This window comes from Enterococcus sp. RIT-PI-f (assembly GCF_001297065.1).
Lineage (GTDB): Bacteria > Bacillota > Bacilli > Lactobacillales > Enterococcaceae > Enterococcus_D.
Window position 1 is genome coordinate 145,730 of record NZ_LHOX01000021.1, and the last position, 23,038, is coordinate 168,767.

The window sequence follows — 23,038 nt, forward strand, 5'->3', positions numbered from 1 at the left end:
CTTGCGCTGATGGATACATATGAATTACTAAAAACTGCCCTTAACGTTTCTTCACAAAGAGCAGAATTGATCTCTTCAAATATTGCAAATGTCAATACAGATGGCTACAAAGCCAAACGAATCGTGTTTGAAAGTGAACTGAAGCAAGCCCTCGAGTCGAATGGATCGACAGCAGCTTCTCAAGTAAAACCGCAAATCACAAAAAATGCAAGTACCAGTATCAAAGACAACGGCAACAATGTAGATTTGGAAGTCGAAATGCTGGACCAAGCTGCTAATGGCTTATATTACAGTGCCTTGACTGCACAAGTCAATGGCCGTTTGCAAATGATGAATATGGTCTTAAGCAACTGATGGAGGAATGACGAGTGGGGATCTTTAATGGGTTAACGATCAATGCCAGTGGGTTGGCATTAGAAAGATTGAAATTAGATACGATATCTGCAAATATCGCAAATGTGAATACAAACCAGACAACGGATACAGAAGCATATCAAAAAAAGAGTGTTCAGTTTTCTGAAAATTTGAAAAATAGCCAAAACGGTTTATCCAGTGAGAGTGCAGGTGTCAAAGTCACTGGAATCGATATAGATGATTCTGTCAAACTCGCTTATGATCCGACAAATGAAGCGGCAGATGAAAATGGCTATGTCGCACAATCCAATGTCGATATCGCAGATGAAATGGTGCAAATGATCCAAACGGTGCGCACGTATGAAGCCAATGTTTCAGCTTCTGAAATGAATAAAACGATTCTCAAAAAAGCATTAGAAATCTCAAAGGGGTAGACATAGATGGATGGACTTTTGACGACACAAGGATTAACTGATTATCAAAGCGCTTTGCGCACATTGGGTACCAGCAGTACAACCGATCAAGAAACAAATTCGGTGGCAAGCGGCAACAGTTTCAGCAGCTATTTGACTGATGCGGTTGATCAATTGAATCAGAAAACAGCAACGATGAATCAAGATACGGTCAATTTGATCACAGGGGATGAAAGTGATTTAGGCAATGTCATGATTCGGATGACGGAAGCACAGTTGGCTTTGCAGACGGCGGTCCAAGTCAGAAATAAATGTTTGGAAGCGTACAATGATGTCAAAAATATGCAGTTTTAGCAGTTGGTGAGGGAATAAGGATAAATGATGGAAAAAGTGAACGACTGGGCAGGGCAGATCAAGGACCGTTGGCAAACACAAAGTACCTTAAAGAAATTAATCGTAGTCCTTACTGTTATCAGTATTCTCGGTATCGCTGCGACTACATATTATTTAAATACACGGATCGAATACGGGGTATTGTTCAGTGATTTAAGCGACGCGGATGCTGGAACGATCACCAAAGATTTAGATGAACAGCAAATTGCCTACAAATTAACAGACAATGGAACGACGATCATGATCGATCAAACACAAATCGATACTTATCGTATCAACTTGGCGGTTGACAATAAACTGCCAAATACCAGTACAGGTTTTGAGTTGTTTGATGATACCAGCATCATGACAACGGATGAAGATCGAAAGATCATGTATCAACGCGCATTGACCGGTGAGTTGCAACGCGCAATCGAAACCATCGACGCAGTTCAAACAGCAAAAGTGATTTTGGTGATGCCGGAAGAAAGTGTCTTTGCTTCTGAAGAAAGTACCCCCACCGCGTCGATCGTTTTAACTTTAAAAAGCCAACAAATCTCAGCGGAGTCCGTTCAAGGCATCGTCACATTGACCGCAGGTGCTGTTGAAAATTTAAAGCCTGAAAATGTGAAAGTCGTTGATAGTGCAGGGAATACCTTGACAACGACAGAAGATGAAACTGGACAGCTAAGTGGGCTGAACAGCAAATATATCCAAATCAAAGATACATATGAAAAGACCTTAGAAGAGAAGGTCGCCAAATTGCTGGCACCTATCTATGGGGCAGATAAATTCCAAATATCAATCAATTTGGATCTGAATTTTGATTCAATCGAACGAACAAAAGTGACCTATGATGATCCGGAAATCAAAAGTGAAACAGTGCAAGCGTCTGGTTCTGCAGGCGCTGTTGAAGAAGCCCAAACTGGCACCGTCGATGACAATGTGTCGAATGTCACGGGGGATGATGCTGAGGGAAGTAATTCGTATAGTCGTTCAGTTGAAAATGAATTAGATACTGAAACAACCACGACGATCAGCGCGCCAGGGATGATCGAACGAATGACGAGTTCGGTCGTCGTCAATGCGGATCTCTCGCAAGCGGATCAAGAAGAACTACAACAATTGATTGCTAGTGCGGTTGGTTACGACGCTGCGCGGGGCGATCAAATTGCGATCCAAGGTTTCGATTTTGCCCAAACAGAAGTAGCGGCAACAGACGAACCAGCAGTGACAGAACAGTTATCAGCGGCGAAAAATTATATCAAATACGCGATATATGGCGGGATTTCCTTAACGTTGCTGTTGGTCATCGTCTTGATTACAGGGCTTTTGCGCAGAAGACGGGGAGAGGATTCATTCGATGTGGATGTCACGGATGATGCAGCATTCAGTCAGCCTTCAGCTGCTAACAGCAACTATCCGCGCACGCCAGCGCAAGAGGTCGTATTTGGCGGATTAGGCGTCAATGAAGCGAAGCAGTCAGCAGGAAAAGATACCCCTTTGCAACCAGCAGATGAGAAAGGGTCAGAAGACTTTTCAGAACACCCTACACTTGATCAATCTGCCAAACATTATGCGGAAAGCAATCCTGAAGTCGCTGCTGAACTGATCAAAGCATGGATGAAAGAGAAATAAAGGGGGAAGATCATGGATACAATGGATGGTGTAAAGAAAGCTGCGATCCTTTTGATTTCATTAGGATCAGACACGTCGGCGAAAATCATGAAACTTTTACCTGAAACTTTCATTCAAAAGGTCAGTTATGAGATTGCCAATATAGATTTTGTTCGTCCAGAAGAGCGAGATCAAGTGCTGGAGGAGTTTTCTCATACAACGACAGCGCGGAAATATGTGTTAGATGGTGGGATCGATTACGCCAAAAATTTACTGAATCAAGCCTTAGGTCCGCAAAAAGCCAAAGAAGTCATCGACGTGTTGACGCAAATCCAATTGAGAGAACGGCCCTTCAATATTGCCCGTAAAGCAGATGTCCAACAATTGACTAATCTATTGATTGGTGAGCATCCGCAAACTGTGGCTTTGATTTTATGCTATATGCAGCCAGATAAAGCAGCTAGTGTCCTCTCGCAATTTCCGGGTCATCTGCAAGTGGAGATTGCTGAACGTATCGGTACGATCTCTAGTACGTCGCCCTTGGTGATCGAGCGAATCGAGAAAGTGATCGAGAATAAATTTTCAAATTATATTGAGAATGATACGGAAAATGTTGGCGGCGTCCACACCTTAGTTGAAATACTGAACTCAGTGAGCCGTAGTACAGAAAAAAATATCTTAAGTGATTTAGAAAAACGCCAACCAGAGTTATCGAATGAGGTGAAATCAAGTCTGTTCACCTTTGAAGATATCGTGACCTTAGATCGTTTGGATGTCCAAAAAGTCTTGCGGGATGTCCAAAATGATGTCTTGGTTTTGGCGTTGAAAGGAACAACGGAAGATATCAAGCAATTCATTTTCTCAAATCTATCCTCTCGTGCCGTGGAAAACTTGCAAGAAGAGATTCAGTTTATGGGGCCTACACGCTTGTCTGCAGTGGAAGAAGCGCAGCAAAGTGTGGTCGCCGTCATTCGTCGTTTAGATGAAACCGGTGAGATCTACATCGGAAGGGGCGATCAAGATGCAGTGGTCAAATAGTCCCTTGCTAAAGCAACAAAGCGTCAAAGAAGCGGATTCGGCGCGCAATATCATGACGGATACAACACCAGCTGTCAAATATCCGGACATGACGGACCATCAAACTGAGGTCCTGCGTCGTACGCGGGAATTAGAACAAATGCGGCATTTAGAGCAGTTGGAAGCTTTAAAAGAGCAACTCATCAATGATGCCAAAGCGCAGGCAACACAAATCAGAGAAGAAGCACAGCAAGCCGGCTATTCTGTCGGGCAAGAAGCGGGGTATCAGCAAGGCTATCAAGAGGGGATCGCAGCTGCTCAAGCTGATGCTGCTGCTTTATTGAGTCAAGCAGAAGAGGCGGTCAAAGCAGCAACGGCAGAAGTCAATTTGTTTCGTCAGGAGAAACAGCAAGATATGGTGCAATATGGAGTCAGTATTGCTGAAGCCCTGATTGAACAGCGTTTTACAGAAAATCAGGAAGCCTATCTGGGTTTTGCTGAGTCGGTGTTAAGGCAATTTGAACAGCCGGATATCTTTATCACTGTCCGTTGCGGCATAACACATGTGGAGGCATTAAGAGAATTGCTAGACAACAAAAAAGAAACCATTGCCCATTTTCGCTATGTTTTACTGCCAGATGAACAAATGGCCCCGTTTGATTTCCATATCGAATCCGACCATGCATTAGCTGTATTCGAATTGGATAAAGAAATTTCACGGTTCCGCCAAAAAGTCATGGAAAGAGAAGGAACGTACAATGATTGAGCTTCCAGTCCAGTCCACAGAAAAAATAGCCCAGAGCCACGCTTTTTTTTCTGTCTTTGGCAAAGTGAGTGAAGTCGTCGGCTTATTGATCAAGGTAGAAGGATTGTCTGTGTTTATCGGCGAGATTTGTGTGGTGGAAATTCCCCATAGCACCAAATCGGCATTAGCTGAAGTGGTAGGGTTTGTCAAAAAAACAGTTTTATTGATGCCATTAGATCAACTTGAAGGTATTGGTCCAGGATGCTTGGTTCGGCCAACAGGCAAGTCATTGACCGTCAAAATCAATGACAATCTGTTAGGACACACGCTTGATGGCTTAGGTAGGCCATTGGACATGCCATTAGATTTGGACAATGCCAAAGAATATCCGGTCAGTCAAGACTCCCCAAATCCTTTTCAACGGCGGCGCATCAAGGATATTATGCCAACTGGTGTCAGAGCGATCGATGGGTTGCTCACGGTTGGTCAGGGACAACGCATCGGTATTTTTGCAGGAAGTGGTGTGGGGAAAAGCACTTTGCTAGGTATGTTGGCAAGATATTGCGATGCAGATGTGATCGTGATTGGATTGATTGGTGAGCGGGGACGGGAAGTCAAAGAGTTTATCGAAAATGACTTAGGCCCCGAGGGATATCAAAAGTCAGTGGTGGTTTGTGCCACCTCTGACATGCCACCACTTGTTCGGCTGAAAGGGGCCCATGTGGCAACAGCAATCGCTGAGTACTATCGGGATCAAGGCAAGAAAGTTGTGTTGATGATGGATTCAGTCACGCGGTTTGCGATGGCACAGCGGGAGATCGGTTTGTCCACTGGAGAACCGCCAACTACCAGAGGGTACACCCCGTCAGTCTTTACTGCTCTGCCGAAATTGCTTGAACGCAGCGGGATGTCTGATAAAGGATCGATCACTGCATTCTATACTGTTTTGGTCGAAGGGGATGATATGAATGAGCCTATTGCAGATGCGGTGCGGGGGATTTTGGATGGCCATATTTTGTTATCCCGCAAAATCGCAAGCCAAAACCATTATCCAGCGATCGATGTCCAAAACAGTTTGAGTCGATTGATGAAATCGTTGGTCACTGAGGAACACTATGCCCGTGCAGGTGAACTGAAAGAAAATATGTCCGTTTATGCCGATGCCAAAGACTTGATCGATATAGGCGCATATCAGTCAGGGAGCAACGCATTAACGGATCAAGCCATCACTTTGCATCATCCCATCATGCATTTTCTACAACAGAAAGTAGCTGAGCGTGTCGCTTATCCAGATACGGTCTCAGCGTTGCTACACTTGTTTAGTGAGGAAGCGTTGATCGAGCGTCAACGATCACTGAGGTAATCAAAGGAGAATCATCTATGCAAGCATTTCGTTTTTCATTAGAAAAAGTGTTAGACCATCGCAAAATGAGCGAAGAAGAAGCGATGCGGGCATATGGTCAATTACAACAAACCGTCCATGCGCAAGAAACGGCCTGCACGGCACTCCAGCAAGAAAAAGCCCAGTTGTTGGAAATCAGTGAACACACGATTGGCCGCATGCAAGTCCAACAGCGTTATGTCATGGCGTTAAGCAATGCGATAGACGAAGCTGAAACCAAATTGTTTCACGTGAAGCAAGAGTTGGCAGCATCTTTGGACCAAGTAATTGAAGCACAACAAGCGCGCAAAGTCGTAGAAAAATTACGAGAAAAAAAGTTTGCTGAATATAGCTACACGCGTCAGCAAGAGGAACAAAAACAACTCGATGAGTTTGCGAATCGTCCATTATTTTCATAATGGACCAAAGAAACCATTGAAAGGGGGTGAAAAATGAACCAGATCGGAAAAACCTTTACAACGGCAAGTCTATCGAACCTTATGGCTGAAGCCTCTAGTGTCGGCGCTGATGTATTCCAGCAAATGCTTATACAGCTTGCTGGTCAGACAAAAGAAAAGGGAACGATTGCGGTTGTACCAACACAAGCGGCAAGTGACAATGCGCCCTTGTTGGAGGAAGAAGAAGCGATACTGATAAGTATGCAAGCAAGTAGTTCATCGCTGATGAGTGAAGCAGCAAATCTATCGAACGTTACCTGCGCTAATGTACCAACAGAAGCAACAAGCGATAGTGCGCCTTTGCTGAAGGAAGACAAAACGTCCTTTGAAGCGATACCTGATAGTAGCATATCAACTATTACCCCAGGAACTGAAGAAGAAGTAGACGCAGTGCCAGCCGAGTCTGCTGATCAGCAAAAAGACCATACCCTTCAATCAAGAGAGTATGAGAACAGGCTAAAGATACAGGATACGACAGTGCCTATTCTGACTGCATTGCATATATCCGAGATTGAAGGGGGAATAGACAATGCGCTGGGGGACAACACGACCGATCAATCTGTTGTCAATCAAGGCACAGCACGTAGTGATTTACTGATACAACCAATAGTTGCAAGGGACCTTTTGAGCCAGCCAGTGGCCGCAGGACTGCAGCAGCCAATAGCGGAACAATCAGTTTTATCAACGAATAGTCAGCAGATGCCAATACAACAAACAGATCCTACCCAAATGGCAGAGTCTCAGACTCCTGCATCGCGATTCGACACAGCTACTCACGTACAGGACAATGGCGCTTTAAGTAATGATTTTGCTGTTGCTACGTTGCCACGCGCGAATCAGCCAGCAGAGGATAGTGTACCTGAGGACAACATCCATACTTCACCAGGATCTAGACTGCAACAAGATGCAGCTTCTGTCACAGCACTTGGTGAATCAACGCAGGCAAATGCACCTTCAGCACCGGCAAAAGATGCAATGAAATCATTGTCTTTACCAGAAGCAGCACCCGATTCCAATGCAGAAACGCTGTTACCTCTCGGTAATCAACTGATGATTCCAAGTATGGATCAAGCCAAAGCAGACGGTTCAGGACCGCCGATAGATCGTATGCAACCGACAGCCGTCGTTGCACCTTTCGAAAAAATCATGCAGCAACGCGCCAATCAATCTTCACCGCAAGAGCAAAAGATCACGCTGCAATTGATGCCCGAGAAACTGGGTACTATGAAATTAACCTTTGCGCAGTATGCAGAAGGCAGCCGTTTGGAATTTGCATTTGAACAACCGCAAGCCAAAGAAGTCGTGTTGTCGATCAAACATGAATTGACACAAGTGTTGCTGAAACAAGGACAAGAAAGTTTTGTGGTAAAAGAAGCCGCACCTGTGATTGATCTTTCATCGCAACCACAATTGTCATTTGCTTCAAATGGCCACAGCAGTGACAGTCAACAACGATTTATGCAGCAACAGCAAGCAACAAAAAAAATGGACCAGTATATGATTGCAGAAGAAGAAACACCGCTAGAACAAACAATGCATGCAGTCAGTATTTTGGCGTAAGCAAGGAGCAAACTATGGCAAACGAAATCACCAGTGCTGCAGCAGGAATTGCGGATACAACGGCATTGACGACCACCAAATCATCGGATATCTCGATGGACGATTTTTTGAAGATTTTGGCTGCTTCTATGAGTAACCCGTCAATCAGTGGTGGGGATTCATCCAGCAGTAGCGGTACCGATTATATTTCACAACTTGTTCAGTTCACAACCCTAGAACAACTCAATGAATTGAGTGAAACTTTGACGACTTCAGTGATGCTGCAACAACAACAGCAAGCATTTGGGTTGATCAATAAAGAAGTGACCCTCAATGATGGCACACAAACAATCACCGGAACGATCGATAAAGTGCGCTTTTCCAATGGGTATGCCACGATCGTTGTCGCAGGCAATGAATACAGCATGAGTGCGATTCAAGAGATTGGTGGGGAAACACAATGAGTACGTCCCCGGATTTTGCTGCGATTCAGACCACAAGTCACATTCAAGCAGAGTCAAAACAAACCGGATCAACAAAAAACCAGCAACATTTCGCAGCGCTGATCCAACAAAAGCAAACTGCGATCAATGTATCGAATCATGCACAGAAGCGTTTGACAGACCGGGAATTATCACTGCAAGAAGATGACTATCAGTCGATTGCTACGGCTTTGACTGAATTGGAAGAAAAAGGAAGCAAAGAATCATTATTGGTTTATAAAGATATGGGTCTGATCGCAGACGTGCACTCTCGCACGATTATCACAGCGATGGGCATGAATGAATTGCACACAGTGACCAATATCGACAGTGCGACATTTATCAAATAACAGCTGGACTGAAAAGGGGCTGTCGTATTTTCTGACTGACTGATGAAAATACACCAAACAAAAGGAGGAAAAATAAAATGTTACGATCATTATACTCAGGTGTTAGTGGAATGAAAAACTTACAAACAAAAATGGATGTGGTGTCCAATAATATTGCCAATGTCAATACAGTCGGCTTTAAATCGAGTCGGGTACTGTTCCAAGATATGATGAGCCAAACAACCAGCAATGCAACGGCGCCAGGAAACGGGTTAGGCGGTATCAATGCGACGCAGATAGGTTTAGGGGTACAAACCGGATCGATCGATACCATCAATACGGTCGGCGCACCGCAATCAACTGGCCGCAGCATGGATTTCTATATCAGCGGACAAGGCTATTTCATGGTTCAAGGTCCCGGTGCCAATGGTGAAACATATTATACCCGTGATGGCGCTTTTGTTCGTGACAGCAATGGCACTTTGACCAATAGCGATGGCATGCAAGTGTTGGGCCGCAGTGTAAATGGCACAGCACCGGTGGTCTACGATGACAATTACAATGAAAATACAACGCTGAGTGCTGAAGGAGATGTTTCTCCATTAACGATTCCAAGTACATTAACAGTGAATGGTGAAACATTGAGTTACAATTCTATGGCTGTCGATGCCAATGGGTTGGTGACTGCCAAATATGGCAACCAAACCTTTGTCATGGGAAAAGTTGCTTTAGCTACCTTCAACAATCCTGAAGGGCTAGAAAAAGTTGGCGGCAATAACTATATCGAAACCAGCAATTCAGGTACCGCGATCGTTGCCGGTGCAGGCAACAATGGTGCGGGTACCTTGCAATCAGGATCGTTAGAGATGTCAAACGTGGATCTATCGACTGAATTTACTGAGATGATCATTGCCAGTCGAGCGTATCAAGCGAACTCTAGAAGTATTACGACCTCGGATGAAATGCTGCAAGAATTATTGAACTTGAAACGATAAAAGCGATATTTTTTTAGAAAGAGGCGCATGCAGATGATCTTAGTAACGGCGTTGAATGGGCGGGCATTTTATTTGAATCCGGTATTGATTTATCGGATCGAAGAAATGCCAGATACCTTGATCACATTGACCGATGGCAAAACGTTGGTCGTCACTGAATCTGCTGAAGAAGTTGCCCAGAAAGTGATCGACTATCATCAAGGGCTTCATCGGCATTAAATCAGCAAAGGGTGGGATAGATGGCAAAAGAAGCACAAAAGGACAAAGAGAAAAAAGGGTTGAATCTGGTGATCTTGATCCCGGTATTATTATTGATCGCCGTGGGTGGCAGTATCGGCGGAACGATCTTGACCAATCATTTTCTGACAGGTGAAAAAACAGCATCTGCAGAAACCGAAAAAGAAAGCAGCAAAATTTCTTCTGAAGAAGCGATCGTGGCGTTAGATGAGTTTCTGGTCAATCTGGTGAAAGAAAATGGCCAAGAACAGCAATATATGAAGGTCAACTTGTCGATTCTCGTTGCGGACGAAGATCAAAGCGCAGAAGCCACCAAGAATGTTGCGGTGATCCGCGACAGTGTGGTGAATTTACTGCGACAACAAAAAGCAAGCGATATTTTAAGTGCAGCAGATAGTGTACCGAATTTAAAAAAAGCGTTAAAAGAAGCAATCAATAAAGAGTATGGATCTTCGATCGCCAAAGAAGTATATGTGACCGATTTAGTGATCCAATAGGAAGAGGCATGTTGATGGACACATTTTTTTCACTGGTCAAACTGATTGGGTTTTTGATCCTGATTTTGTATTTGATCAATCTCAGTCTAAAATATTTGAATCGTTATACCAGTCAGCAAAATGCCCAATTGCGTATTTTGCAAAAAGTGGCCGTCAGCAAATCGTCTTCTATTGGTATCGTGCAAATCTTGGATCGCTGCTATGTGATGAGTTTTTCTGAACAGCAAAATCAAATTCTGAAAGAATTGACGACGGAAGAAGCTGCACAATTATTGGCACAGCTGTCAGATCCAGCCACACCGCAAGCAGCCCTTGACTTCTCAGAATGGGTTGGCAAAGCCAAAAGTCAACTGGAAAAGAAACGGGGCAAACAGAAATGAGTATCAAAGGGCGTGACATCAAAGTAGTTAGTGGTCTGGTGTGTCTAGGTTTGATGTTTCCGCGAGAGGCCTATGCTTTAGATACCAGTGAAGTCAGTACCACACTGAATAATTTACTGTCGAATGGTACCGGCTCAAATGATACCATCAATACCTTTGTGTTGCTGACATTGTTGTCCTTAGTGCCGGTTTTATTGATCATGATGACCTCGTTTACCCGGATCATTATGGTGCTTTCCTTCGTTCGGAGTTCTTTAGGTACGCAACAAAACCCGCCAAATCAAGTCTTGATCGGGCTAGCACTGTTTCTGACCTTTTTCATTATGAAGCCTGTTTACACAGATATTTATCAGCAGGCAATCGAGCCGTATGATCGGCAGGAAATCAGTCAAGCAGAGGTTTTTGATCGTTCGGAAAAACGGATCAAAGCTTTTATGATGGTCCAGACGCGGGAGAAAGATATTGCGCTTTTTGCAGAAGCTGACGGTCGGGAAGAAAAGTATGCGTCATCTGATGATGTCCCACTGACGGTGATGGTACCGGCGTTTATTATTAGTGAATTGCGTACGGCATTTAGTATTGGTTTTCTGATTTTTATTCCCTTTCTGATCATCGATCTGGTGGTATCCAGCATCTTGATGTCGATGGGGATGATGATGTTGTCGCCGATCATGATTTCATTGCCTTTCAAAATTTTGCTGTTCGTGTTGGTGGATGGCTGGTATTTGATCGTAGAATCACTGATCAAGAGTTTTCAATAGTTCAGTAAAAAGGAGCGGCGCAACATGACAGTAGAAATGGTACTTGATGTCTTACGGGAAGCCTTTATCCGCATTTTGGCGATTTCGGGTCCAGCCTTGCTAGTGGGGATGATCGTGGGTCTGGTCATTAGTATCTTCCAGGCAACCACTCAGATCCAAGAGCAGACATTGAGTTTTGTCCCGAAGCTGGTGGCGATTTTCATCACATTGATTTTGGCTGGCAGCTTTATGCTGAATGGACTGTTAAATTTTACCGAAATGATTTTTAAAATGATTGCTGCGTTATAGAGGAGGCAGAACATATGGCAACGATCCAAGCAATGATCTTGATCTTTTGTCGGATCATGGCTTTTGTAGTCCTTTGTCCGATTTTTTCGCAGCAAAATTTCCCGTCATTGGCAAAAATCGTGATTGGTACAGCACTCACGATCCTTTGCTTGCCAAGTACAGCCGCAATTACTGAACTGTCGTCCTTGCTTTTTGCTATTGTTGTGCTGAAAGAAGTCTTGTTCGGGATGGCGATGGGGTATTTGAGTCAACTCGTCTTTACAGGGGTTGAGATCGCGGGACAATTGATCGACTTTCAAGTCGGTTTTTCAATGGCACAAGCATATGATCCAACGATGCAGATGAGTTCCTCTCAATATGGCAAAACCTATTACTGGTTGACGATCGCTGTCTTCTTTGCCTTGAATCTGCACCATCGATTACTTTCAGCCTTGTTGTTGTCCTTTCAAGTCGTTCCTTTAGGGACGATCGTGATCGAAGGAACAACTGTGGAAGGGGTCGTAAAATTATTTGGTCAGATGATGGTGATGGCTTTAAATTTAGCAGCACCGATGATTGTCGCATTGCTTTTGGTTGATTTGGTCTTAGGTGTCATCTCTCGATCGATTCCCCAAATCAACGTTTTGTTGATGAGTTTATCAATGAAGACAGCCATCAGCTTTGTGATTTTCTTGATGCTGTTGCCGAATGTCGTATCTTTTATGGGCAAGCAATTGCCGGACGCGGTGGGTTACGTACAGGAGTTTATCCATTCTTTCGAATAAGGGTGGATTGATGTAGGATTCAATGAAACTGAGGTGAGGAAATGGCAGACAAGGATGGGAAAACAGAGCTACCCAGTGCCAAACGATTGAGGGATGCCCGTAAAAGAGGTGAGGTACCGAAAACCCAGGAGTTGACGGCGGCGGTGTCCTTGTTGGTTTTTTCTTTTTTGCTGCTGTCATTGTGGCAATTTTTTGCCGAAACTTTTTTACCCTACTTTTCCCGTAGTTTCTCACAATTAGCGAATTATCAAATCAGTTTTACTGAGTTGTCTAAAATTGGGATTCAGAGTATCTTGCTATTGCTGCTTTTATGCGCACCCGTCTTTCTAGTGGGGTATGGTATCGCACTTGTGACCAATTATGCGCAAGTTGGTTTGCTGTTTTCAGGTAAGCCCTTGAAGCCAGATGTCAAAAAACTCAATCCATTGAATGGCATCAAACAGCAATTTAGTACCCGTTCCCTCGCGAATTTGGCAAAAACATTGGCGAAATTTGGTATTGTGGTTTATCTTTGCTGGCGGCAATTCGTTGCAGCGGTCCCAGTCTTATTGGGGCTGAGTGATATCGGTCTTCAAAAAACTATTTATTTTATGATTTTACGCACGAAAGCGTTGTTTTTCCAAATTTCCTTGTTTTTAGTTGTATTGGCTTTAGCAGATTATGCCTATCAAAGGTACAGTCATCGCAAAGGGTTGAAGATGACCAAACAAGAAGTCAAAGAAGAATTCAAACAAATGGAAGGCGATCCGCAAGTCAAAGCGCAACGGAAAGCCAAGTATCGCTCAATGACCCAAAATAGTATCGCCAGTGTCAAGGAAGCGACTGTCCTGATCACCAATCCGACCCATTTTGCGATCGCTATTCGCTACGATGCGGAAAATGAAGCCGTGCCGCGGGTGTTGGCCAAAGGCACAGATGAATTGGCACAGCGGATGAAAGAAGAAGCGCGGAAAGCCAATATTCCTCAGATTGAAAATCGGACTGTGGCGCGCGCATTGTATAAACAAGTATCACCAGGAGATTTGATTCCAGTGGCATTGTATGAAGCGATCGCTGAGATTATTGCGCTAGTTTATCAATTAGAAGAAGAACAACAAGGGAAGATATAAAGTATACAGGAGGAAGTAAGATGAACGAGGTTGCCGAAAAACCGAAAAAAGGCTTAGGGGTCGCCGATATTTTGATTTCAGTCATTGTACTGGGCATCATCGGCTTGATCATTATTCCTTTGCCAGCAGCCTTGCTGGATCTATTGATCATTATCAATATAACGATCGCGATCAATATTTTGCTGATCACATTATTCACACGTTCAGTCTTGGAGTTTGCAACATTTCCGACCTTGCTCTTGATCACAACCATGTTTCGCTTAGGGTTGAATTTGTCTTCTACCCGTTTGATATTGACGCAAGGCAATGGCGGACATGTGATTGATGCCTTTGCCAATGTAGTAGCTGGCAGCAATTATATCGTCGGGATCATTTTGTTTGTCATTATTATGGTCGTTCAATTGGTGGTAGTGACCAATGGTGCTGGCCGCGTCTCTGAAGTCACGGCTCGATTTACACTGGATGCGATGCCTGGTAAACAAATGGCCATCGATTCTGATTTGAATGCGGGATTGATCACGGAAGCAGATGCCCGCAAACGCCGGAAAGATCTGCAAAGAGAAGCAGACTTTTTTGGTTCAATGGATGGAGCCAGCAAATTTGTCAAAGGGGATGCGATTGCAGGTATTTTGATCACAGTGATCAATTTGCTTGGCGGTGCAATCATCTTTTCAATGGCTGGTCAGCTGACGATTATGGAAGCTTTTGCTCAATTCGGCAAATTGGCGATTGGCGATGGTTTGGTCAGTTCGATTCCTTCCTTATTGATTTCGATTGCATCAGGGGTCATTGTGACCCGCTCTGACAATGACAGTTCTTTCGGTTTGGATATTGCAGCAGACGTCATGCGCAATCCGCAACTGTTTAGAATCGTTGGTGGAATCTTATTCGTCTTAGCGCTAGTGCCCGGGTTCCCATTCTTTTATTTTGCCTTGGTTGGTGTCTTGCTGTTTGCCGCAAGTTTCTTTGTGACGCAAAAGGAAGAGAAACAACGGGTCGAACAAAAGCAATGGGCGCAAAAACTGGCATTGGAGCGCAAAAAAGAAGCCCAAGAAGAGGACGATTCTGTCGCTTCCTTCCAAGTGGAGCCGATTTCGATTGAGATTGGCTATGGGTTGATTCCAATCGTCGATAGTTCCATCGACAATAGTCTGATGAATCGAATCGTATCCATCCGCAAACAAAGTGCCCGGGAGTTGGGTATTTTGGTCAGCCCCGTTCGGATCAGGGATAATTTGTATCTAGATGCCAATGACTATGTCATCAAAATTCGGGGCAATGAAGTCGGGCGCGGTGATATTTATCCAAACAAAATCATGGTGATCAGCCCCAACGAAGAGCCTTTTCCTTTCCAAGGGATCGCCACCAAAGAGCCAGCCTTTCATTTGGATGCTATGTGGATCGATGAGCGTGATCGGGAAATGGCGGATTTGCAAGGATTTACGATTATTGAACCATTAACGGTCATTGCGACGCATTTGAAAGAAATTATTTATGCCCACGCACCAGAACTATTGGGAAGACAAGAAGTCAAGAAGCTGCTGGAAGGGATCAAAGAGCAATACAATGTGGTGATCGATGAATTGATCCCGGATATTTTGCGCTTAGGAGAAGTGCAAAAAGTGTTGCAAAATCTTTTAGAAGAACAGATCCCAATCAATGATCTAGCAACCATTTTAGAAACCTTGGCGGATTATGGGATGGTTTCGAAAGATATTGAAATCTTGACTGAATATGTGCGGCAAGCGTTGAAGCGGACGATTGCGGCAAAATATGCCCAAGATCAAGTCGTTCAAGTTGCAGTCATTCAACCAAAACTGGAAGAAACGATTGCCCAAAGCATTCAAAAAACAGCGACAGGTTCCTACCCGGTATTGAAACCAGACACTGTGACTAAGATTTTGGACTCGATCAATACGATCCAACATGCGGCTATTGCGCAAAATATCAGTTTTGTGATTTTGGCTTCGCCAAAAATCAGATTATCTTTCAAAAAAATGATTGCCTTCAATTTTCCTGATGTGGCGGTCCTATCGTTGAACGAAATTCCCAACGAAGTGGCAATTGAAACCGTCGGAAGTATCGAAATATAGACCGCTAGTCGAAGAAAGGAGTGTAGCCAGTGTACGAAGTAGATCGTGAAGCAGAGATCATCAAATACTTGCCCTTAGTTGAGCGCGTCGTTCAAAGACTGTCGATCAAGACCGCTGATTACGAGCAAGGTGATCTTTACAATATTGGTGTGATTGGCTTGATGGATGCACTGCATAAATTCGATGCCAGCAAAAAAGTGCCCTTTGAAAGTTATGCTGCGATCCGCATCAAAGGCGCAATCATTGATGAAGTCCGCAAACATGCCAAAATCTCTCGCTATAAAATGGCAGCGGTCAATCAGTTTTATCAAGCAAGGCAAGAACTAGAACAACAGTATAAACGAGAAGCTACGGATGCTGAAATCAGCAAAAAATTAGGCATCAATCGCAGCCAACTGGCGGATATTTATGAGAGTCTACACTTTTTAGCAAGTGTATCTTTGGAAGATACTTTGTTTGCGTATCAAGAAGAAGGGCTAACCTTAAAAGACATGATCAGTGATCAAGATGCGGAGCATGTTGAAGATACGTTGGTAAAAGCCGAACAAAAGGCAGCATTGGTCGTTTGCATCAAGCGGTTAGGAGAAAGAGAACAGCTAGTTCTCAGTCTGTATTATACAGAAGAGCTGACATTAAAAGAAATCGCCGAAATATTGGAAGTATCGGTTCCGCGGGTCTCACAGATCCATGGGAAAACGATCGCCAAATTAAGGGGATTGATCGAGGAGGAACTGGCATGATCCGTGGACTAGATATTATTTCTCGTAATATGGCCATTTTACAAAAAAGACAGGAAACAACGAGCGGCAATATCGCCAATGTCAACACAACCGGCTACCAAGCCAAACAACTTTTTCAATCCACATTGGCAGAAGTCGGTTTACATAATTATCAAGGCGGCAGCGGGGCTGATACCCGGCAAGATATTGGCGGTTTAGCGTTAGGCAACCAATTGTCAGGATCCGCCATCGATCAAAGCCAAGGGCCTTTGAAAGAAACAGGCAACCAAACGGATTTTGCGCTTCAATCAGAAGGGTATTTTGTGGTTCGCACTCAAGCAGGAGAACAATTGTACACTAGAAATGGCGACTTTACCGTCAATCAGCAAAATCAGTTGGTGACCCAAGAAGGCTATACAGTCTTAGACACCAATGGGCAAGCTATTGATGCAGCGGGTGCTGCCAATTTTCAAATCAGGGCCTTTGATCAAGATACATTGACCAGTGATGGACAGAACTATCTGACGAGTACCACAGCCGGTACGCTGGTGGCTGAACCAAGCCTCCAACAAGGCTATTTGGAGCAAGCCAATATCTCAGTATCTGACGAGATGGTCGCCATGATCCAGACCTCTCGTGAATTTGAAGCCAACCAGAAAGTATTGAGTTCCACCAATCAAACGCTGCAAAAAGCAGTCAATGAATTAGGAAAGATTTGAGGATGATACGATGACGATCAATGGGACATTACAAATCAGTCGTTCAGGACTTAAAAGCTTACAAACCAATTTGGATAATACGGCCAACAATATCGCCAATGTCAATACGACGGGTTATCAAGCACAAACCACCCATTTTCAAGGGTTGATGGATAATGCACTGGGCACTGAAGAAACACTGTTTACCGGGAATATTGACGACTATCAGACCTCTATAGGGTCAGCAGCCACCACTACGACCAGTTTTGCGCAAGGCAATTTGACAAGCAGTGCACAACCCTTAGATGTAGCCATTCAAGGGTCGGGTTTCTTCGGTGTCCAAGCCAATGGCCAACTGTTGTTGACGCGGGCCGGCAGTTTCCACCTTAGCGACACCAAACAATTGGTGAATAGCCAAGGTTATCCAGTGGCCATGACAACGACGGTCGCTAATGGGCAATGGCCATCGGCGGATCAAATCCAAATCAGCACCAATGGGCAGCTTACGACGGAACAAAATGGCCAAACGGTGGTTTTGGGCCAATTGACGCTATATCAACCGCAAAACACAGATGCGTTACAGCCGATGGGAGATCAACTGTATCAAGCAACAGGCCAGACCCTCATGACCTCTCAGACGACACCAGATATTTTCGGTACGATCAACCAATTTCAGTTGGAGGACGCCAATGTGGATCTGGCTGGTTCCATGACAGAATTATTGACGACACAACGGGCCTACGCCTTGAACACAAAAGCCATGCAGACAACAGATGATATGTGGGCGGTCGTGAACCGCTTTACCGATTAAAGGAGAAGAAGGATGATTCGCTTAACTAAAGTCAGCAAACAATTCAAGAATGGGACTTGGGGATTGATGGATATTTCAATGTCGATCCCACAAGGTGAATTTATCTATGTTGTTGGCCCGAGCGGTGCCGGTAAATCGACATTGTTCAAACTGCTGCTGAAAGAAGAGGAGTCATCAACAGGGGCGATCCAGATTGGCAATGTTCTGTTATCACAAGTCAAAGAACGCCAGCTCTATATGATTCGGCGTCAAGTTGGCGTGATTGGACAGGAAGATTTGCTCCTGCCATATCTGACGAGTGCCCAAAATGTCGACTACGCGTTGCGTGTTCTGGGCCTTTCAAGAAAAATCAGACAGGAAAAAACCACCAAAGCACTAGCGTTGGTGGGCATGCTCCCGTATAAAGACCGTCTGCCGGAAGAATTATCTGCCGGACAGCGCAAAAAAATTGCCATTGCCCGTGCGATTGTGACTGACCCTGCTGTTTTGATCGCGGATGAGCCTACTGGCAACTTAGATGTTAAATCCGCTGTCGAGATCATGAAGCTGTTTTTACGCATCAATCAACTGGGAACAACTGTTTTATTGGCTACCCATGACAGTACAATGGTCAATTCAGTCCGCAACCGTGTCTTGGAATTCAACAATGGCCGCTTGGTCCGTGACGAGCAGCAAGGTGGCTATACAAAATATGCAGACCCAAAAGATACATATGTCTGGTAAGACAGCTTAACTTTTCTGGCAAATGATCCGATTAAGGAACTAGAAGATTGTTTTCATAATCGGATCAAGAGGGAGTGAAACATGGGGTATCAAGTGAAGAGCGAATCTTGATAAAACCAATACCACAACTGCGTAGTTTGCAAAGGAAAGGATACTGTCATGAAGAAAAAGATACAAACTGCCATCAAAAAAATCCGCCTCGCTGCACTGATTCCTATCGGATTCACGTTGCTGGTGTTGCTGGGCTGTTACTTTTTTGTCATCCATGGACATGGAGATGCACAAATCGCCAGAAGTTTCATCCTATTTTCAGTTATCGTCCTGTTATTAGAAATCATCTTGCTGGTAGCGATGGCTTATCTCATCAAAAAACAAGCAACTAGCGGAATGGACACCCTTTTATCCGAACTAGAAACTGTGAGTTCAGGGGATCTTTCGCATATCGAAGATATTGGCACTGACGATCAAACATCGACCTTTGGCCAAGTGCAAAATCGATTTCAAGGTGTTTTGAATACGTTCAAAGCAGTTATCGTTGGGATGCATGAAGAAAGCAGCCGAATGGGAAAAATGGTGGGGGATTTGACAAGTACATCAAAAAATGCCAAAAACTCCATTGAAAATGTGCGTCAGACAATGAATGCCATTGCGGATGCCACCAGTTCACAAGCGTCGGAAGCAGAACAAACGTCTTTCGATATGGATGATTTGGCGTTGAGCATCGAAGAGATCCACAAAGAGATCGAATTGATGAACGGCTACGTTGGACAATCACAAAATAGCAATATCCATAACTCAGAAATGATGTTCCATGTCTTTGAAAGCTGGGAAATCGAGCGCCAAAACCAAGCAGAATTGGTTGAAGGCATGAATGACATGAATGAAGATATCCAAAGTATCGGAAAAATCGTCCAATTGATCAACGATATTTCAGATCAAACCAATTTGTTGGCTTTGAATGCGTCCATCGAAGCCGCTCGGGCGGGAGAAGCTGGCCGCGGGTTTGCCATTGTCGCTGAAGAAGTACGGAGTTTGGCAGAACAAAGCAGTCAATCGACAAAGAGTATTCGCAGTATCATCGAAGCGATTCGCAAGAAATCAGAAAAAGTCGTTTCTGCTGTAACAGAATCCTTTGAAGGCGGCGAAAAGCAAACCAATAATATCAACAAAGCCATCGAATCTGCCAATGAAATATCGGATGTTGTGGAAAAATTAGTGTCAAGTATTCAAGCAGTAGAAGCCCACATCACGGGAATCGTTGAGAAAAAGGATATGGTACAAGTATCCGTCAGCAATATCTCGGCAGCTGTTTCTGAAACATCTGCTGGTACGCAAGAAGTGACTGCCAACTTAGAAGATTTCTATTTGGTGGTAGAAGAATTTGAACAAAACGTCCAAGAAATCGAAACGATTGCGACAATTCTAAAATTCCAAGTAGATAGTTTTACATTTTGACGAAGGGAGTAATGGCTAAGATGGAGCAATATGTGATATTTAAAAGTCATCAACAGCTTTTTGCCATTGAGATCCAACATGTGGTGCGGGTAGTTGAAGCAAGTACATTTACCCCGTTGCCAGAAGTTGCTGATTTTGTCTTGGGTGTGCAATCAATTGAATCTGCGATGGTACCGATCATTGATGCCCGCAAGAAGTTATTCCATTCCTTCACCGCAGACTCCGGACAAAATGTCATTCTTTTATGTCAGTGGAAAGACAAATCAATTGGTCTTTATGTCGAGGAAATCGTGGGCATCCAGCCTTTGCCAGAAACAGAGAATCAGCAAGATCTCGCTGTGACTGGGTTAAAACAAGACTATGTCGCAGCTTTTCTAAAAAAAGAAGAGGCCTTAGTGCTGGCTTTGGATTTAGATTTTCTCTTCAGCTATGAAGAAGAAGCAGCATTGCTGACAGGCATCAATGCTTACCGGGATGATGACGATGACGCAAATGCTGACGACGAGTGAAGAAGTCCATGTGGGCATCTCTGAGTATAAAATTGCCGCCGCACCAGCAAAGCTCATGACTGTCGGTCTAGGTTCTTGTATCGGCACGATCATTTATGACCGTCAAAATCAGATTGGCGGCTTAAGTCATATCATGTTGCCAGATAGTCAACCCTTCGCACATCGACAGACGGTCAAAATCGAGAAATTCGCTGATTTAGCCTTGCCGGCGATGGTAGCGGAACTCAAACGGCTGCTGCCAGACGCCAAACTGAAAGCAAAGATTGTTGGCGGCGCCAATATGTTTGCTTTTAAACATATCCAAGAAACAGAAACGATCGGCGAAAGAAATATTGCCGCTGTCGAAGAGATTCTGGCCCAACTGGGTATCCCAATCGTCGGAAAACATGTCGGTGGTTCAGCTGGCAGAACAATGATCGTTGATTTACAAGATTTCCAGACGGTGGTTCGTCAAGCAAACAAGGAAATCGTTTATTTATAAAAGGAGTACGTCAAAATGAAAAAAGTGATGATCGTCGATGATTCGGCATTTATGCGCAAAGTGGTGACGGATTTATTGCATCAAATGCCAGATGTTGAAGTAGCGGCGGCTGCCCGAAATGGCAAACAAGCCCTTGATTTCCTGGCCAAAGAATCCTTCGATTTGGTGGTCATGGATGTAGAAATGCCAGTCATGAATGGATTGGATACCTTGAAGGCGATCAAATCCAGTTCAAGTACGCCAGTGATCATGCTGAGTGCCTCAAGCAATCAAGAAACGACGATTGAAGCATTGGCGCTAGGTGCCCGTGACTTTGTGGAAAAGCCCGTCAATTTATCGACCATCCAAGCGGAATGGATCGAGGAATTTCATCAAAAGATCGCGTCGATCGATCAACCGCTGATTGCGGCACCAGCCAGATCTACCACAGCTATGACCAAATTGACACCGCATCAACTGCCTACGGCTTTGCAGGCGTTGGTGATTGGTGCTTCTACCGGAGGGCCGCGGGCGCTGCTAGGGATCATTCGGCAATTGCCTGCTCGGCTGCGCTGTCCGATTTTTATCGTTCAGCATATGCCGGCTGGGTTCACTGCATCATTTGCCAAACGGTTAGATACTGAAACCCAGACCCCCGTCCATGAGGTAGTAGATGGCATGCCGATCACCAATCACATTTATCTATGTCCTGGGGATTATCACATGACGATCCAACAAGGGCGTTTATACCTAAATCAAGAGCCAAAACTACACGGTACGCGTCCGGCAGTGGACTATCTGTTTCACTCAGCAGCCCGCGCGTACCCCCAGCAATTGGCGGCAGTGGTTTTGACTGGCATGGGAAAAGACGGCACAGCAGGCTTGCGCAGTATTCAAGAAGTAGGCGGCTATACGATCGTTCAAGACAAAGAGAGCTGTACAGTCTTCGGCATGCCCCGGTATGCCATAGAACAAGGGGTGGTTGATGAGGTCTTGCCTTTATCAAGCATTGAAACAAAAATTGCACAGATGGTTAGGTGAAATGATGGATACTGAATTTGCCTTATTCAATATATGGGTCGAACAGACATTAGGGATTCGATTGGCGGATTACAAAGAAAATCAAATGCAGCGTCGTATCTTGACGATCATGGCCCATAGCGGCGCCAACAATTTACAAGAGTATCAGCAGTTGATCGTCGCAGATCCAACAGTTAAAGCGGCCTTTTTATCCCATATCACGATCAACGTGACAGAATTTTACCGCAATAAAGTCTTATTTGATGCTTTCGAGCGGATTTTGACTACGCAGATCCTGCCTGCCAACAGCAGTCCAAAAATTTGGAGTGCGGCTTGCTCGATCGGTGCGGAACCTTACACGATCGCGATGATCTTAGCGAAAAAACAAGTAACAACTGCCAATGTATTGGCAACAGATATCGATACAGTGATTTTGAACAAAGCCAAACAAGGCATCTATCGGGCGCATGAATTGCGGAATGTTCCGGCGGAAGAATTGGCACGCTATTTTACCCCCATGGAAAAAAATCAATTTCAAATCAATCCGGCGTTAAAGCGGCAGATTCTTTTCAAGCAGCATGACTTGTTGAAAGACCGTTATGAACGCAATGTTGATGTCATTGTCTGCCGGAATGTCACGATCTACTTCAAAAGTGATGCCCGCGATACTGTCTATCAGAAGTTCAGCGATGCATTGGTACCAGGAGGGATCTTGTTTACAGGTGCAACCGAAACGATCAATTTTGCTGAAAATTTTGGCTTGAAGAAAATCGATTCATTCATTTACCAGAAAATATAATTTCGAAAAGGAG

The 23,038-nt window shown here is 44.4% G+C and carries 29 protein-coding genes; all 29 read left to right on the forward strand.

All coding sequences use genetic code 11. The features are described 5' to 3' along the window. Nucleotides 1-9 precede the first annotated feature (9 nt). The 29 genes from flgB (at nucleotide 10) to AEQ18_RS14170 (ending at nucleotide 23,025) form a co-directional block, all read left to right on the forward strand. Nucleotides 10-354, forward strand: coding sequence for a flagellar basal body rod protein FlgB (gene flgB / locus AEQ18_RS14030; protein ID WP_054116974.1), 345 nt, complete (start codon nucleotides 10-12; stop codon nucleotides 352-354). Nucleotides 355-368: 14 nt separating this feature from the next. Then, nucleotides 369-788: a flagellar basal body rod protein FlgC gene (gene flgC / locus AEQ18_RS14035; protein WP_054116975.1), complete on the forward strand. Its 420-nt coding sequence runs from the start codon at nucleotides 369-371 to the stop codon at nucleotides 786-788. A gap of 6 nt (nucleotides 789-794) precedes the next feature. Then, nucleotides 795-1,121, forward strand: coding sequence for a flagellar hook-basal body complex protein FliE (gene fliE, locus AEQ18_RS14040; RefSeq protein WP_054116976.1), 327 nt, complete (start codon nucleotides 795-797; stop codon nucleotides 1,119-1,121). A 27-nt stretch (nucleotides 1,122-1,148) separates the two neighbouring features. Beyond that, entirely contained in the window at nucleotides 1,149-2,777 is a 1,629-nt protein-coding gene (gene fliF / locus AEQ18_RS14045; protein WP_200908928.1) for a flagellar basal-body MS-ring/collar protein FliF, read from the forward strand. Between the two features lie 12 nt (nucleotides 2,778-2,789). Further along, nucleotides 2,790-3,794, forward strand: a complete 1,005-nt coding sequence (fliG, locus tag AEQ18_RS14050) for a flagellar motor switch protein FliG (protein WP_054116978.1) — start codon at nucleotides 2,790-2,792, stop codon at nucleotides 3,792-3,794. Next, nucleotides 3,778-4,539 carry a FliH/SctL family protein gene (locus tag AEQ18_RS14055; protein ID WP_054116979.1) on the forward strand — a complete coding sequence of 254 codons (762 nt, stop codon included), beginning with the start codon at nucleotides 3,778-3,780 and terminating at the stop codon, nucleotides 4,537-4,539. The genes fliG and AEQ18_RS14055 overlap by 17 nt, the downstream gene beginning before the upstream one ends. After that, nucleotides 4,532-5,881, forward strand: coding sequence for a flagellar protein export ATPase FliI (gene fliI / locus AEQ18_RS14060; RefSeq protein ID WP_054116980.1), 1,350 nt, complete (start codon nucleotides 4,532-4,534; stop codon nucleotides 5,879-5,881). Before AEQ18_RS14055 ends, fliI begins: the two co-directional genes overlap by 8 nt. Nucleotides 5,882-5,898: 17 nt before the next feature. Then, on the forward strand, nucleotides 5,899-6,318 hold the full coding sequence (gene fliJ, locus AEQ18_RS14065; RefSeq protein WP_054116981.1) for a flagellar export protein FliJ: 420 nt from the start codon (nucleotides 5,899-5,901) through the stop codon (nucleotides 6,316-6,318). Nucleotides 6,319-6,351: 33 nt separating this feature from the next. Beyond that, nucleotides 6,352-7,917 carry a flagellar hook-length control protein FliK gene (locus AEQ18_RS14070; protein ID WP_054116982.1) on the forward strand — a complete coding sequence of 522 codons (1,566 nt, stop codon included), beginning with the start codon at nucleotides 6,352-6,354 and terminating at the stop codon, nucleotides 7,915-7,917. 14 nt (nucleotides 7,918-7,931) lie between these two features. After that, nucleotides 7,932-8,360, forward strand: coding sequence for a flagellar hook capping FlgD N-terminal domain-containing protein (locus tag AEQ18_RS14075; protein ID WP_054116983.1), 429 nt, complete (start codon nucleotides 7,932-7,934; stop codon nucleotides 8,358-8,360). Beyond that, nucleotides 8,357-8,728 (forward strand): flagellar protein, encoded by a 372-nt coding sequence (locus AEQ18_RS14080; protein WP_235505553.1) that lies wholly within the window; start codon nucleotides 8,357-8,359, stop codon nucleotides 8,726-8,728. Before AEQ18_RS14075 ends, AEQ18_RS14080 begins: the two co-directional genes overlap by 4 nt. Before the next feature lie 77 nt (nucleotides 8,729-8,805). Beyond that, complete coding sequence (locus tag AEQ18_RS14085) at nucleotides 8,806-9,702, forward strand: flagellar hook-basal body complex protein (protein ID WP_054116984.1); 897 nt, start codon at nucleotides 8,806-8,808, stop codon at nucleotides 9,700-9,702. 33 nt (nucleotides 9,703-9,735) lie between these two features. Next, nucleotides 9,736-9,921, forward strand: coding sequence for a flagellar FlbD family protein (locus AEQ18_RS14090; protein WP_054116985.1), 186 nt, complete (start codon nucleotides 9,736-9,738; stop codon nucleotides 9,919-9,921). 20 nt (nucleotides 9,922-9,941) lie between these two features. Beyond that, entirely contained in the window at nucleotides 9,942-10,436 is a 495-nt protein-coding gene (locus AEQ18_RS14095) for a flagellar basal body-associated FliL family protein (protein WP_054116986.1), read from the forward strand. Between the two features lie 14 nt (nucleotides 10,437-10,450). Continuing rightward, complete coding sequence (locus tag AEQ18_RS14100; protein WP_200908929.1) at nucleotides 10,451-10,816, forward strand: flagellar biosynthetic protein FliO; 366 nt, start codon at nucleotides 10,451-10,453, stop codon at nucleotides 10,814-10,816. Next, on the forward strand, nucleotides 10,813-11,577 hold the full coding sequence (gene fliP / locus AEQ18_RS14105; RefSeq protein ID WP_054116988.1) for a flagellar type III secretion system pore protein FliP: 765 nt from the start codon (nucleotides 10,813-10,815) through the stop codon (nucleotides 11,575-11,577). Before AEQ18_RS14100 ends, fliP begins: the two co-directional genes overlap by 4 nt. A gap of 24 nt (nucleotides 11,578-11,601) precedes the next feature. Further along, nucleotides 11,602-11,865, forward strand: coding sequence for a flagellar biosynthesis protein FliQ (fliQ, locus tag AEQ18_RS14110; protein ID WP_054116989.1), 264 nt, complete (start codon nucleotides 11,602-11,604; stop codon nucleotides 11,863-11,865). A 14-nt stretch (nucleotides 11,866-11,879) separates the two neighbouring features. Beyond that, nucleotides 11,880-12,629, forward strand: a complete 750-nt coding sequence (gene fliR / locus AEQ18_RS14115) for a flagellar biosynthetic protein FliR (RefSeq protein ID WP_054116990.1) — start codon at nucleotides 11,880-11,882, stop codon at nucleotides 12,627-12,629. A 41-nt stretch (nucleotides 12,630-12,670) separates the two neighbouring features. Beyond that, the gene (locus AEQ18_RS14120) at nucleotides 12,671-13,738 is read left to right on the forward strand and encodes an EscU/YscU/HrcU family type III secretion system export apparatus switch protein (RefSeq protein WP_054116991.1); all 1,068 of its coding nucleotides are present in this window, start codon (nucleotides 12,671-12,673) and stop codon (nucleotides 13,736-13,738) included. A gap of 20 nt (nucleotides 13,739-13,758) precedes the next feature. Further along, nucleotides 13,759-15,831, forward strand: coding sequence for a flagellar biosynthesis protein FlhA (flhA, locus tag AEQ18_RS14125; RefSeq protein ID WP_054116992.1), 2,073 nt, complete (start codon nucleotides 13,759-13,761; stop codon nucleotides 15,829-15,831). Nucleotides 15,832-15,860: 29 nt separating this feature from the next. After that, the gene (locus AEQ18_RS14130; protein ID WP_054116993.1) at nucleotides 15,861-16,571 is read left to right on the forward strand and encodes a sigma-70 family RNA polymerase sigma factor; all 711 of its coding nucleotides are present in this window, start codon (nucleotides 15,861-15,863) and stop codon (nucleotides 16,569-16,571) included. Further along, nucleotides 16,568-17,269, forward strand: coding sequence for a flagellar hook-basal body protein (locus tag AEQ18_RS14135; protein WP_054116994.1), 702 nt, complete (start codon nucleotides 16,568-16,570; stop codon nucleotides 17,267-17,269). Before AEQ18_RS14130 ends, AEQ18_RS14135 begins: the two co-directional genes overlap by 4 nt. Nucleotides 17,270-17,279: 10 nt before the next feature. After that, nucleotides 17,280-18,059: a flagellar hook-basal body protein gene (locus AEQ18_RS14140; RefSeq protein WP_054116995.1), complete on the forward strand. Its 780-nt coding sequence runs from the start codon at nucleotides 17,280-17,282 to the stop codon at nucleotides 18,057-18,059. A 12-nt stretch (nucleotides 18,060-18,071) separates the two neighbouring features. Continuing rightward, nucleotides 18,072-18,782, forward strand: coding sequence for a cell division ATP-binding protein FtsE (locus AEQ18_RS14145; protein ID WP_054116996.1), 711 nt, complete (start codon nucleotides 18,072-18,074; stop codon nucleotides 18,780-18,782). A gap of 159 nt (nucleotides 18,783-18,941) precedes the next feature. After that, nucleotides 18,942-20,237, forward strand: a complete 1,296-nt coding sequence (locus AEQ18_RS14150; RefSeq protein WP_054116997.1) for a methyl-accepting chemotaxis protein — start codon at nucleotides 18,942-18,944, stop codon at nucleotides 20,235-20,237. Between the two features lie 11 nt (nucleotides 20,238-20,248). Further along, nucleotides 20,249-20,746: a chemotaxis protein CheW gene (locus AEQ18_RS14155; protein ID WP_235505554.1), complete on the forward strand. Its 498-nt coding sequence runs from the start codon at nucleotides 20,249-20,251 to the stop codon at nucleotides 20,744-20,746. Continuing rightward, nucleotides 20,715-21,227 carry a chemotaxis protein CheD gene (locus AEQ18_RS14160; RefSeq protein WP_200908930.1) on the forward strand — a complete coding sequence of 171 codons (513 nt, stop codon included), beginning with the start codon at nucleotides 20,715-20,717 and terminating at the stop codon, nucleotides 21,225-21,227. The genes AEQ18_RS14155 and AEQ18_RS14160 overlap by 32 nt, the downstream gene beginning before the upstream one ends. Nucleotides 21,228-21,242: 15 nt before the next feature. Next, nucleotides 21,243-22,247: a chemotaxis-specific protein-glutamate methyltransferase CheB gene (gene cheB / locus AEQ18_RS14165; RefSeq protein WP_054116999.1), complete on the forward strand. Its 1,005-nt coding sequence runs from the start codon at nucleotides 21,243-21,245 to the stop codon at nucleotides 22,245-22,247. Between the two features lie 4 nt (nucleotides 22,248-22,251). Further along, nucleotides 22,252-23,025: a CheR family methyltransferase gene (locus AEQ18_RS14170; RefSeq protein WP_054117050.1), complete on the forward strand. Its 774-nt coding sequence runs from the start codon at nucleotides 22,252-22,254 to the stop codon at nucleotides 23,023-23,025. Nucleotides 23,026-23,038: the final 13 nt, after the last annotated feature.

Coding starts and splice junctions, on each gene's coding strand:
- flgB (WP_054116974.1), top strand. CDS start 10: ATGGATACATATGAATTACTAAAAACTGCCCTTAACGTTTCTTCACAA.
- fliE (WP_054116976.1), top strand. CDS start 795: ATGGATGGACTTTTGACGACACAAGGATTAACTGATTATCAAAGCGCT.
- fliF (WP_200908928.1), top strand. CDS start 1,149: ATGGAAAAAGTGAACGACTGGGCAGGGCAGATCAAGGACCGTTGGCAA.
- fliG (WP_054116978.1), top strand. CDS start 2,790: ATGGATACAATGGATGGTGTAAAGAAAGCTGCGATCCTTTTGATTTCA.
- AEQ18_RS14055 (WP_054116979.1), top strand. CDS start 3,778: ATGCAGTGGTCAAATAGTCCCTTGCTAAAGCAACAAAGCGTCAAAGAA.
- fliI (WP_054116980.1), top strand. CDS start 4,532: ATGATTGAGCTTCCAGTCCAGTCCACAGAAAAAATAGCCCAGAGCCAC.
- fliJ (WP_054116981.1), top strand. CDS start 5,899: ATGCAAGCATTTCGTTTTTCATTAGAAAAAGTGTTAGACCATCGCAAA.
- AEQ18_RS14070 (WP_054116982.1), top strand. CDS start 6,352: ATGAACCAGATCGGAAAAACCTTTACAACGGCAAGTCTATCGAACCTT.
- AEQ18_RS14075 (WP_054116983.1), top strand. CDS start 7,932: ATGGCAAACGAAATCACCAGTGCTGCAGCAGGAATTGCGGATACAACG.
- AEQ18_RS14080 (WP_235505553.1), top strand. CDS start 8,357: ATGAGTACGTCCCCGGATTTTGCTGCGATTCAGACCACAAGTCACATT.
- AEQ18_RS14085 (WP_054116984.1), top strand. CDS start 8,806: ATGTTACGATCATTATACTCAGGTGTTAGTGGAATGAAAAACTTACAA.
- AEQ18_RS14090 (WP_054116985.1), top strand. CDS start 9,736: ATGATCTTAGTAACGGCGTTGAATGGGCGGGCATTTTATTTGAATCCG.
- AEQ18_RS14095 (WP_054116986.1), top strand. CDS start 9,942: ATGGCAAAAGAAGCACAAAAGGACAAAGAGAAAAAAGGGTTGAATCTG.
- AEQ18_RS14100 (WP_200908929.1), top strand. CDS start 10,451: ATGGACACATTTTTTTCACTGGTCAAACTGATTGGGTTTTTGATCCTG.
- fliP (WP_054116988.1), top strand. CDS start 10,813: ATGAGTATCAAAGGGCGTGACATCAAAGTAGTTAGTGGTCTGGTGTGT.
- fliQ (WP_054116989.1), top strand. CDS start 11,602: ATGACAGTAGAAATGGTACTTGATGTCTTACGGGAAGCCTTTATCCGC.
- fliR (WP_054116990.1), top strand. CDS start 11,880: ATGGCAACGATCCAAGCAATGATCTTGATCTTTTGTCGGATCATGGCT.
- AEQ18_RS14120 (WP_054116991.1), top strand. CDS start 12,671: ATGGCAGACAAGGATGGGAAAACAGAGCTACCCAGTGCCAAACGATTG.
- flhA (WP_054116992.1), top strand. CDS start 13,759: ATGAACGAGGTTGCCGAAAAACCGAAAAAAGGCTTAGGGGTCGCCGAT.
- AEQ18_RS14135 (WP_054116994.1), top strand. CDS start 16,568: ATGATCCGTGGACTAGATATTATTTCTCGTAATATGGCCATTTTACAA.
- AEQ18_RS14140 (WP_054116995.1), top strand. CDS start 17,280: ATGACGATCAATGGGACATTACAAATCAGTCGTTCAGGACTTAAAAGC.
- AEQ18_RS14145 (WP_054116996.1), top strand. CDS start 18,072: ATGATTCGCTTAACTAAAGTCAGCAAACAATTCAAGAATGGGACTTGG.
- AEQ18_RS14150 (WP_054116997.1), top strand. CDS start 18,942: ATGAAGAAAAAGATACAAACTGCCATCAAAAAAATCCGCCTCGCTGCA.
- AEQ18_RS14155 (WP_235505554.1), top strand. CDS start 20,249: ATGGCTAAGATGGAGCAATATGTGATATTTAAAAGTCATCAACAGCTT.
- AEQ18_RS14160 (WP_200908930.1), top strand. CDS start 20,715: ATGACGATGACGCAAATGCTGACGACGAGTGAAGAAGTCCATGTGGGC.
- cheB (WP_054116999.1), top strand. CDS start 21,243: ATGAAAAAAGTGATGATCGTCGATGATTCGGCATTTATGCGCAAAGTG.
- AEQ18_RS14170 (WP_054117050.1), top strand. CDS start 22,252: ATGGATACTGAATTTGCCTTATTCAATATATGGGTCGAACAGACATTA.